This window comes from Vibrio sinaloensis (genome assembly GCF_023195835.1).
Taxonomy (GTDB): Bacteria; Pseudomonadota; Gammaproteobacteria; order Enterobacterales; family Vibrionaceae; genus Vibrio; species Vibrio sinaloensis_C.
On sequence record NZ_CP096199.1, the window covers coordinates 2,854,351 to 2,865,369 of the forward strand.

At 48.3% G+C, this 11,019-nt stretch carries 10 protein-coding genes; 5 read left to right on the plus strand and 5 right to left on the minus strand.

From position 1 onward, the window contains the following. Window positions 1–79 precede the first annotated feature (79 nt). Entirely contained in the window at window positions 80–1,339 is a 1,260-nt protein-coding gene (gene rho / locus MTO69_RS13055) for a transcription termination factor Rho (RefSeq protein ID WP_176289271.1), read from the minus strand. Between the two features lie 199 nt (window positions 1,340–1,538). Then, window positions 1,539–1,865: a thioredoxin TrxA gene (gene trxA / locus MTO69_RS13060; protein ID WP_038139762.1), complete on the minus strand. Its 327-nt coding sequence runs from the start codon at window positions 1,863–1,865 to the stop codon at window positions 1,539–1,541. Window positions 1,866–1,977: 112 nt separating this feature from the next. Between trxA and rhlB the strand changes: the two genes are divergently transcribed. Together rhlB and gppA are read left to right on the plus strand one after the other, a co-directional pair. Then, window positions 1,978–3,282, plus strand: coding sequence for an ATP-dependent RNA helicase RhlB (gene rhlB, locus MTO69_RS13065; protein WP_248329809.1), 1,305 nt, complete (start codon window positions 1,978–1,980; stop codon window positions 3,280–3,282). A gap of 7 nt (window positions 3,283–3,289) precedes the next feature. After that, on the plus strand, window positions 3,290–4,780 hold the full coding sequence (gene gppA, locus MTO69_RS13070) for a guanosine-5'-triphosphate,3'-diphosphate diphosphatase (protein ID WP_248329811.1): 1,491 nt from the start codon (window positions 3,290–3,292) through the stop codon (window positions 4,778–4,780). An 80-nt stretch (window positions 4,781–4,860) separates the two neighbouring features. Here gppA and MTO69_RS13075 read toward each other — a convergent pair whose 3' ends face one another. The 3 genes from MTO69_RS13075 to recQ all read right to left on the minus strand — a co-directional run bounded on the left by MTO69_RS13075 (window position 4,861) and on the right by recQ (window position 7,876). Next, entirely contained in the window at window positions 4,861–5,529 is a 669-nt protein-coding gene (locus MTO69_RS13075) for a 7-cyano-7-deazaguanine/7-aminomethyl-7-deazaguanine transporter (RefSeq protein ID WP_248329813.1), read from the minus strand. 201 nt (window positions 5,530–5,730) lie between these two features. Further along, a complete protein-coding gene (locus MTO69_RS13080) occupies window positions 5,731–6,045 on the minus strand; it encodes a DUF3630 family protein (protein WP_248329815.1) in 315 nt (104 codons plus the stop codon). Continuing rightward, complete coding sequence (gene recQ / locus MTO69_RS13085; protein WP_248329817.1) at window positions 6,038–7,876, minus strand: ATP-dependent DNA helicase RecQ; 1,839 nt, start codon at window positions 7,874–7,876, stop codon at window positions 6,038–6,040. The genes MTO69_RS13080 and recQ overlap by 8 nt, the downstream gene beginning before the upstream one ends. A 164-nt stretch (window positions 7,877–8,040) precedes the next feature. On the opposite strand from recQ, the gene rarD reads away from it, so the two are divergent. From rarD to MTO69_RS13100, 3 genes are all read left to right on the plus strand, one after another. Next, the gene (gene rarD / locus MTO69_RS13090; RefSeq protein WP_248329819.1) at window positions 8,041–8,958 is read left to right on the plus strand and encodes an EamA family transporter RarD; all 918 of its coding nucleotides are present in this window, start codon (window positions 8,041–8,043) and stop codon (window positions 8,956–8,958) included. Between the two features lie 70 nt (window positions 8,959–9,028). Then, a complete protein-coding gene (locus MTO69_RS13095; protein WP_248329821.1) occupies window positions 9,029–9,823 on the plus strand; it encodes a helix-turn-helix transcriptional regulator in 795 nt (264 codons plus the stop codon). Between the two features lie 82 nt (window positions 9,824–9,905). Then, window positions 9,906–10,568 (plus strand): LysE family translocator, encoded by a 663-nt coding sequence (locus MTO69_RS13100; protein WP_248329823.1) that lies wholly within the window; start codon window positions 9,906–9,908, stop codon window positions 10,566–10,568. The last annotated feature ends 451 nt before the right edge of the window (window positions 10,569–11,019 follow it).

The following is an 11,019-nucleotide window of genomic DNA, read 5'->3' on the forward strand; positions in this document are numbered from 1 at the left end:
CATTGTGCGCCCTCTATGCTGAGAATGCAAACAAAAACGCCCCCGCTACTGCGGGGGCGTTGTCAATATTTATCAGCGATTACTGGCGACGCATCGCATCGAAGAATTCATCGTTAGTCTTGGTCATGGCCAACTTATCAATGAGGAATTCCATTGCATCGATTTCACCCATTGGATGAACGATCTTACGCAATATCCACATCTTCTGTAGCTCATCATTTTTGGTGAGCAACTCTTCGCGGCGAGTACCACTGCGGTTGAAGTCAATCGCAGGGAAGACACGCTTCTCGGCAATCTTACGGTTCAGATGCAGTTCCATGTTACCTGTACCCTTGAACTCTTCGTAGATCACTTCGTCCATCTTAGAGCCAGTATCCACTAGCGCAGTAGCGATGATCGTCAAGCTACCACCCTCTTCGACGTTACGTGCTGCACCAAAGAAACGCTTAGGACGATGCAGTGCGTTAGCATCCACACCACCGGTCAACACTTTACCAGATGACGGTACGACTGTGTTGTAGGCGCGCGCTAGACGAGTGATAGAGTCAAGCAAGATAACCACGTCTTTCTTGTGCTCAACAAGACGTTTCGCTTTTTCGATTACCATTTCGGCAACTTGTACGTGACGAGATGCTGGTTCATCGAAGGTAGAGGCAATCACTTCACCTTTGACTAGGCGTTGCATCTCGGTGACTTCTTCTGGACGCTCGTCGATAAGAAGAACCATTAGCTCACACTCTGGGTGGTTGTAAGCAATGCTCTGTGCAATGTTTTGCAGCAGCATGGTTTTACCCGCTTTTGGCGGAGCAACAATCAGACCACGCTGACCTTTACCAATTGGCGACGCGAGGTCGAGAACACGAGCAGTAATATCTTCTGTCGAACCATTACCACGCTCCATCACCATACGCTCGTTAGCGTGCAGTGGCGTCAAGTTTTCAAATAGAATCTTGTTACGCGCGTTGTCTGGTTTGTCATCGTTAACCGTGTTGACTTTTAATAGTGCAAAGTATCGCTCACCATCTTTTGGCGGACGAATCTTACCGGCAATCGAGTCACCTGTGCGCAAGTTAAAGCGACGAATTTGACTTGGAGAAACGTAAATATCATCAGGACCCGCCAAATATGAGCTGTCCGCACTACGTAAGAAACCAAAGCCGTCTTGAAGTATTTCCAGAACCCCGTCGCCAAAAATATCTTCACCACTTTTCGCGTGCGCTTTAAGGATGGCGAAGATGATGTCTTGCTTTCTCAGACGTGCTAGGTTCTCAAGGCCCAAGCTTTCGCCAAGTTTGACAAGATCAGACACAGGTCTGTTCTTCAGTTCTGTTAGATTCATGGTGGTGGATACTTGTTTAGTCAAAATAGGATCTGTTTTTTTGGTTAAGATGGATTTGGTCACAGGATCGACCAAGAAGAGATACTTGTTTATTTAACGTGCGATAAATTAGCACTAAATACTAGCCTAGTCTAGATTTTGTTGGTGTTCAAAAACAAAACCGTGCAGTGGGACTGCACGGTCTTATCTAATCAGCGAATTACAGATTAGCGTCTAGGAACTCTTTAAGTTGAGTCTTAGAAAGAGCACCTACTTTAGTCGCTGCGACGTTGCCGTCTTTGAACAGAAGCAACGTTGGAATACCGCGGATACCAAACTTAGGTGGAGTACCTGCGTTTTGGTCGATATTTAGTTTACCGATAGTGAGTTTGCCTTCGTACTCGTCAGCGATTTCGTCCAAGATAGGCGCGATCATCTTACAAGGACCACACCACTCTGCCCAAAAATCAACCAGAACTGGGCCTGCAGCGTTGATCACATCGTTCTCAAAACCGTCATCAGTTAGCTGCAAAATCTTATCACTCATCTTCCACTCCAATGTGTTTTTTCGGAACTGGTTGGATGATAACCAGTATTTAGATGCCCTATTGGAATGTATTTACTTTCGTATTGCAAGCTTAAGCTGATATTCTATAGCAATGAAAAAGACGCATATCACAGAGCAAAAGTTCGCCGATTTGGGATTAGCCCCTCAAATCACTGAAGGTTTGGAGAAAAAAGGGTTCGAATTTTGTACCCCAATCCAAGCTTTGGCGTTGCCGGTACTGCTCACCGGCCAAGACATTGCAGGCCAGGCCCAAACGGGCACAGGCAAAACCCTTGCCTTCCTGACTGCTACCTTTAACCACTTATTGACTACTTCGGAGCATGAAGGTCGTAAGCCAAACCAGCCACGCGCGATTATTATGGCGCCAACTCGCGAACTCGCGATTCAGATCTATAACGATGCTGAACCGCTGATTGCGAGTACTGGTATCAAAGCGGCACTTGCCTACGGCGGTGAAAGCTACGATAAACAGCTTGCTAAGCTCGAAGAAGGCGTGGATGTCCTTATTGGCACCACTGGCCGTATTATCGATTTCTACAAGCAAAAGGTCTTTAACCTAAACCATATTCAAGCTGTGGTACTGGATGAAGCCGACCGCATGTTTGATCTTGGATTTATCAAGGACATCCGCTTCTTGTTCCGCCGCATGCCTGAACCGAAAGAGCGTTTGAACATGCTGTTCTCTGCCACGCTGTCTTACCGCGTTCAAGAATTAGCATTTGAGCACATGCACAACCCAGAGCATGTTGTGGTTGAGCCAGAAGTGAAAACCGGTCACCGCATCCAAGAAGAGCTGTTCTACCCATCGAACGAACATAAAATGGCGCTACTGCAAACTTTGATCGAAGAAGAGTGGCCAGAGCGCGCGATCATTTTCGCCAACACTAAGCACAAGTGTGAGTCTATTTGGGGCCACTTGGCGGCAGATGGTCATCGTGTCGGTCTGCTTACTGGTGACGTTCCACAGAAGAAACGTGAACGTATTCTCGAGCAGTTTACTAAGGGTGAAGTTGACTTATTGGTTGCGACTGACGTGGCAGCACGTGGTTTACACATCCCACAAGTTACGCACGTGTTTAACTTTGATTTACCTGACGATTGCGAAGACTACGTACACCGCATCGGTCGTACCGGACGCGCAGGAGCGAGCGGCCATTCTATCAGCTTTGCCTGTGAAGATTACGCGATTAACCTTCCACCAATTGAAGAGTACATTGAGCACACCATTCCAGTGTCAGACTACGACCCAAGCGCGCTGATCCAAGATCTGCCAGCCCCAATTCGTATGCGCTCAAATCGTCCACAGCAGCAACGTCGTACCAACACGGGCGGATCCCGTTCAGGTCAACGTCGCCCAAACAACCGCTCACGTCAGCGCCAACAAAAGGATTCTTAAGTCGACTATGAGCCAAGCCGTTTCATCTCCGCTTTACGCTGCTATCGACCTCGGGTCGAACAGTTTTCATATGCTCGTTGTGCGTCACATTGATGGCAGCGTTCAAACCATGGCCAAAATTAAACGCAAAGTTCGCCTTGCGGCTGGCTTAGACGAAAACAACGCGCTAAGCCAAGAAGCCATGCAACGTGGATGGGACTGCTTGAGTCTCTTTGCCGAACGACTGCAAGATATCCCTAAGCAGAACATTCGCATTGTCGGTACCGCGACACTGCGCACCGCCACCAATGCGGATGTTTTTCTTCAAACCGCCAACCAGATTCTGGGCCACAACATCGAGGTGATCTGTGGCGAAGAAGAGGCTGCGACGATCTATCGCGGCGTTGCTCATACCTCAGGTGGCAGTGGCCGCCGTTTGGTGGTCGATATTGGCGGCGCCAGTACTGAGCTTATAATTGGTGAGGGTTTTGAGGCTAAAGCGCTCACCAGCCTGAAAATGGGCTGCGTGACTTGGCTTGAGCGTCATTTCAAAGATCGCCAGTTAACTGCCTCCAATTTTAACAATGCGATTCAAGCAGCCAAACAAACACTTGAGCCAATACTTGAACGTTATAGTCAAATTGGTTGGGATGTGTGTGTTGGTGCTTCAGGTACCGTGCAAGCGCTACAAGAAATCATGCTAGCGCAAGGCATGGATGAGGTGATCACTCATAGCAAACTCAAGCGCCTGCAAAAACAAGCGATGCTGGCGGATCACTTAGAAGAGCTCGAAATTGAAGGACTGACTTTGGAGCGCGCGCTAGTGTTTCCAAGCGGACTATCGATACTGATCGCGATCTTTGAGTTGCTGCAAATCGAGTCTATGACGCTCGCCGGTGGCGCACTGCGTGAAGGCTTAGTCTACGACATGGTTGATGAACTGAAACAAGATGACATTCGCGCGCGCACCATTACTAGCGTGCAGAACCGCTATCAGATGGACATCGCCTACAGTGAGCAAGTAGCGAACATGGCAGGTAAGCTGCTGGCTGAGTGCCAACCCGACTGGATAGCTGAACCACACGGCGCAATGCTACTGGAAGTGGCGGCTAAGCTGCATGAAATCGGACTCACCATCGACTTCAAAAAAGGTGGCGAGCATAGTGCTTACCTACTACAAAGCCTAGATCTGCCCGGTTTTACTCGTGCCCAGAAGCACCTATTGGGTGAACTGACTCGCCGCTACCGAGAGCAGCTGACTTCACTACCTGAGCAGCACGCCCTGTCAAGCACCAGTGCCAAGCGTGTACTGAGACTGCTGCGTCTGTCAGTATTGTTGACTCATCGTCGCAATCCAGAGCTAGAGCCAAATGTGACCCTAAGCTCCAATGACGACAAACTTACCCTCACCATCAAAGGTGACTGGCTCCAGGCCAACCCGCTGACCGCCGCAGAGCTTGAGATTGAAGCTAACCGCCAGAGCGATATCGGCTGGCCGCTATCGATTGTGGAATACTGATTTCCAATACAAAAAAGCCCGAACGACAGCATCGCTCGGGCTTTTTTTTATTTTCATCTAGACCACTAAGAAACCACTAACTAGTTGGCCCCCACCACCTTAAAGTCTGGGTTAACCGCTGTGAGCTTTCTCACCAAATAGTTAAGCAAGACACCATACATAGGCACAAATAGGCCTAGGCTGATGATCAATTTAAACCCGTAGTCCACCAGCGCGATTTCAGTCCAGTGCTCGGCCATAAATGGGTCCGGACTTTGGTAGAACGCAATGGCAAAGAAGGCGATGGTGTCTAGCGCATTACCAAACAAAGTCGAACAGGTCGGTGCCACCCACCACTGTTTTAGCTGACGTAAGCGGTTAAACACGTGCACATCAAGGATCTGGCCGAGTAGGTAGGCCATAAAGCTAGCAATCGCGATCCGCGCTACAAACAAGTTGAACTCACCTAACTGACTCAAGCCTTGGAATGCGCCTTCATAAAACAGTACCGACAACCCGTACGACACCGCAAGCGCAGGAAGCATCACCAAGAAAATGATTCTGCGAGCCAGCTGAGCACCAAAAATGCGCACAGTGAGGTCGGTGGCTAAGAAGATAAATGGAAAGGTAAATGCGCCCCATGTGGTGTGAAAACCAAACACGGTAAACGGAAGCTGAACCAAGTAGTTGCTGGAGGCAATAATGATCAGGTGAAACAGAACTAATAGAAAAAGGGCTTTGCGCTGCTGCGCAGGGGTAAAGTTACTCATGCGATACCTTTTTAGTTTGGTTTGGGGGTGAGGGAACCCAAATCGAATCACTTCCAAGCCAAGGAAGGACTCTGACCAATAATGTGAAACAAAAAATGTCGATATTTGCACCAAGCTAATATCGCGGCCGGCGATTATACATTAACCAACTTGCACTGCAAGCGAGCAATATGACGCAATCGTTGGCGGAGGGAAATGGGGTTAAAAACCCTTCTTAAACAGAGAGGCTAAGAAGTCGAGCTCTTCACGCGAGGCATCCATTGCCAAGGCTTCAAACCAAACACTTTCACTATAGTGTTCTGACTTTAAGAACAGTTGGCAACCTTCAAAATCAATCAGCCAAGAGTGAATATCGGCGTCCCACTGCTTTTCGATCACCGTGGCAGACAACATGGAAACTAACCGCTGCGCCAATTCGGGAAAACTATCAAAATCAAAACTTGGGGTACGAATGATTAAGCGACCTTCATCGGCCTGATATTCGATTAGACCAAATTCCGTTTGTGTCTCAGCCATGATGAGTCAAATGCTCCTGAATTAAATCTAAGAAAGGATCGGCGTATTTCTCTAGCTTGCGCTGGCCGACACCGTTGACCGCTAACATTTCACCATAGGAGGTGGGTAGGATTTCCGCCATATCAATCAAGGTGGCATCACTGAATACCACGTAAGGCGGCAAGCCATCTTCATCGGCAATCGCTTTACGCAATTTGCGTAATTTGGCAAATAGCTTCTTATCGTAGTTCTTGCTCGATAACTTATCCGACTTCGCTGCACGCGCCGCCGTGTCTAACCTAGGTACAGCAAGTTCCAGTGACATCTCGCCACGCAGCAGAGGACGTGCCTCTTCGGTCAATTGTAAGGTGGAGTTACGGGTAATGTTCTGAAACAGCAGACCCTTGTGGATCAACTGACGAAAGATGCTGACCCAATAGTCATGGCTGTTGTCTCGACCCAGGCCATAAGTAGAGAGCTTGTCATGCCCATTTTCGCGAATACGGATATTTTGCATCCCACGCAACACTTCCACCACATAGCCCATACCAAAGCTCTGATTCACGCGGTAGACACACGACAAGGCTTTTTGCGCTTGCTCGGTGGCATCAAAATGTTTAGGTGGGTCGAGGCAGATATCACAGTTGCCACATGGCTTATCACGATACTCGCCAAAGTAGTTGAGCAGCACCTGACGACGACACGTTTGCGCTTCGGCGAACGCACTCATTGCGTTCAGTTTGTGCGCTTCAACCTGCTTTTGCGGACCGTCGTCTTTTTCATCGAGCATGCGGCGCAACCAACTGATGTCGGCAGGATCGTACAACATCATGGCTTCAGCCGGTAAGCCATCACGACCCGCACGGCCGGTTTCCTGGTAGTAAGACTCAATATTGCGTGGAATATCAAAGTGCACGACGAAACGCACATTGGGCTTGTTAATCCCCATACCAAACGCCACAGTGGCCACGACAATTTGGACATCATCGCGCTGAAATGCTTCTTGCACGTAGGCGCGTTCGTCAGCATCCAGTCCAGCATGGTAGCTCGCCGCTCGCAGGCCGTTATTGCACAGCTTTTCAGTGACCATTTCCACTTTCTTGCGACTGCCACAGTAGATGATGCCGCAATGGCCACGCTGCTGTTCGAGAAAACGCACCACTTGCGACACTGGCTTATGCTTTTCCACTAAGGTGTAGCGAATATTCGGTCGGTCGAAACTGCCCAAATACTCGTGAGGCTGATTGAGCTGTAAGCGCTGAACAATGTCTTTGCGTGTCGCATCATCGGCGGTCGCTGTCAGCGCCATTACGGGCACACGAGCAAACGTCTGCTTGAGCTGACCAAGTAAGGCATACTCTGGGCGGAAATCATGCCCCCATTGAGAAATACAGTGCGCCTCATCGACCGCTATCATCGACAACGGCAAATTATGCAGCCGCTCGATAAAGTCGCGCATCAGCACCCGCTCCGGCGACACGTAAACCAGTTTAATCGCCCCTGAATGCATACGGTTGTATACCGAGATCAACTCTTCTCGCGGCATCGTAGAGTTAATGCATTCTGCCGCCACCCCATTAGCTTTCAATTGATCCACTTGGTCTTTCATCAATGAAATCAGTGGTGAAATCACCAGTGTTAACCCTTCGCGCACCAATGCAGGAATTTGGTAGCAGAGTGATTTACCACCACCGGTAGGCATAATCACTAAACTGTCTTGCCCAGCCACCGCTGACTCAATCACTGTTTGCTGACCATCACGGAAGTGCTGATAGCCAAACACATCTTGCAAGATGTCTTGTGGCGTCGGCAAGTCGGCCGGTGGTTGCTGAGCGAGTAGTGTTGAGGTCATCAGTTATCTCTGTCGAGTTACAAGGCATGTGCGCCTTTAGCGCAAGGGGCACATTGTAGTGGGGTTTAAAGGTGAATAAAACCGCAAATTGCTAGGTGATTTTAATTGTCATTCGTATACTGCATGTTTCAGTTTGTAAAAATCTTTAACATGAGTAAACCGCCATGACTTTAGAAGAACAACAAAGAGCCAAACAGGGTGTATTGCTCGCGATTGGTGCCTACACCATGTGGGGCATCGCCCCCATCTATTTTAAGTCGCTCGCGGATGTCTCTGCGTTAGAAATTCTCAGTCACCGCATTGTTTGGTCGTTTCTGTTACTAGCGCTACTGCTTCACCTTGGTCGCCGTTGGCGCGGTGTGATTGAGGTAGTAAAGTCGAAACAGAAGATGGCCTATCTGTTAGTGACGTCGGTTGTGATTGCCGCCAACTGGCTAATCTTCATTTGGGCAGTCAATGCCAATCACATGCTCGATGCCAGCTTAGGTTACTACATCAATCCACTGATCAATGTGGTGCTTGGAATGCTGTTTCTCGGCGAGCGCTTACGCAAAATGCAGTGGTTTGCGGTGCTGCTGGCGAGCTGCGGGGTGATGGTGCAATTAATCGCCTTCGGCTCAGTGCCCGTGGTAGCGATTATTCTCGCCCTCAGTTTTGGTTGTTATGGCTTACTACGTAAAAAAGTCAGCTTAGATGCGCAAACCGGACTGTTTATTGAAACGCTATTACTGTTACCCGCCGCTGCCATCTATCTAGTATGGATAGCCGACACCCCAACGTCGAATATGGCACTCAACAGTACTCAACTCAATCTGCTGTTAATCTCAGCGGGTATTGTCACCACACTGCCGTTGCTCTGTTTTACCGGTGCCGCAACACGACTAAAACTCTCGACACTGGGGTTTTTCCAATACATCGGCCCGAGCTTGATGTTTTTACTGGCAGTGCTGGTGTATGGCGAAGCCTTTAGCGCCGACAAAGCGGTGACGTTTGCGTTTATTTGGGGAGCACTGCTGGTGTTTAGTGTCGATGGGATAAAGAACAATCGTCAGGTGAAACGCGCTGCTGCCACCGCGAGCTGATCGTTTTTTACAAGACAAGGTTACGCTCAAGTTATAAGCTTGGTGAAATAATCACCAAGCTTTTTGTTTTATGGATCAGGTCAACTATCACACCACACCAAATAGAGAAATCAGTTTAATTGAGGCGAACTACCGTTCGTTCGCTTTTTCACGACACTACCATCTTGATTTTCATATTGGTCTAATCACTGGTGGGCTGCAGACCTTTCACTACCAAGGAGTGCGGCATAATGTTGGCCAAGGCCAACTGGTGATCATGCCACCAGACGAACTCCACGATGGACAATCGATACTCGATAGTGGCTATCAAGTGCGAGTATTTGAACTCGACCCATCGTGGCTCAGTGACCTGGCTCAGTTGAGCCAACCTAATCAGTTAATTCATTTTAAACAACTGATCGTGTCAGATAGTGACGTGTTTAATACTTTAAGTTCACTCCATCAGTGGTTAGCGCAAGATCAAGTCAGTCAATTAGCCAAGGACTGCTTGCCTTATGAGGGGTTTGAACACTTATTCAAACGCTACGCCAGTAGCAGCCAGAAACGCGCCCTGCCACTAGGCAAGCAGTCAATGGCAACTTTAAAAGAGTATCTCCTCGCTCACCTTGACCAACCTGTTCGATTAGCGCAACTCTCTAACCTGTGCCAACTAAGCCCAACTCAGTTTCAGCGTCACTTTAAAGCAAAGGTCGGACTCACCCCATATGCTTGGTTTAATCGCTTACGGATGGAACAGAGCATGAAGCTGCTAAAAGCGGGAGTAAACGGCACCGAAGTTGCTCATCAAGTCGGTTTCTATGATCAGGCTCATTTTAGCAAAGCGTTCAAGTCCACTTTTGGGGTCAGCCCCTCTAAGATTAATTGATCAGTGTTAGTTTTTTACAATCCTAACCGTAAAAACAATGGCACCATCAAGTGATGCATTGTAATGATTAACAAATATCGCCATGAATGAACTGACTATTTTATCTACCCTCGCCGTCGTCCACTTTGTTGCTCTAATGAGTCCGGGGCCTGACTTTGCTTTAGTGGTACAAAATGCCACACGCTATGGCCGCCAGACAGGACTGTACATCGCGCTAGGGCTGTCGTTTGGCATTCTGCTTCACTCATTGCTGAGTTTAACCGGGGTAAGCTATCTCGTTCATCAGCAACCAACCCTATTTGCCCTATTGCAGTTTGCCGGAGGCAGCTACTTAGCCTATCTCGGCTATGGTGCGCTTAAAGCGACCGTTAACACACTGCGTCAACCTGTCAGTGAACAGCAGAATACCGAGTCGGCACACTTACTGCTGAGTAATAAGCGCCAAGCTTTTTCACGTGGTTTTGCTACCAATATTCTCAACCCCAAAGCGTTAGTGTTTTTTGTCAGCTTAATGTCGAGCCTAGTGCCTGCCAGCATGTCGTTAACCGGCAAAGGGATAGCGCTGGTGATTCTATGGAGCTTATCGCTCGGCTGGTTTTCTTTTCTCGCTTGGGCACTCTCTACATCACGCATGCAGCGCAGAATCAAAGCACTTGCGGTCTATATTGATGGTTTGTGTGGCGTTTTGTTCAGTGTGGTCGGCCTCAGTATTTTGTGGCAATCGCTAAGCAAACTCCTGTTTTAGATGGGAATAATTTCCATTCCCATAGCATTTACTCACTGAAGATTGACCCATTATTCAGGCGGGCATACCGATCAGCCCGCGAGTTTGTGCGAGATCTCTTACATAGCAGTGAGTAAATATAGCTTTTTTGCTAAGAAAAATGTAATCACAACACTTTAACCCATTGTTTTATTTGAACTTGATTAAAAACCAAGCGAATTTTTATCGAAATAAACGTTTGCCTACTCTTGCTCGCTTACGACAAACGAGTAATATGAACCTTGTCGGAAGGATGCTGACACGGAACAGGAAATTACCACGGATTTGGTAATCTTCAGGATGAAGATACGGTTACTCAGGATGAGTAGTCGGCATGGAAAGCAAATTGGACATTGAACGGACGCAATAGTAACTAGGATGGTTGCTACTAAGGATGGGAAATGGACACCTCTGGATGAGGCAAGGACTTAAC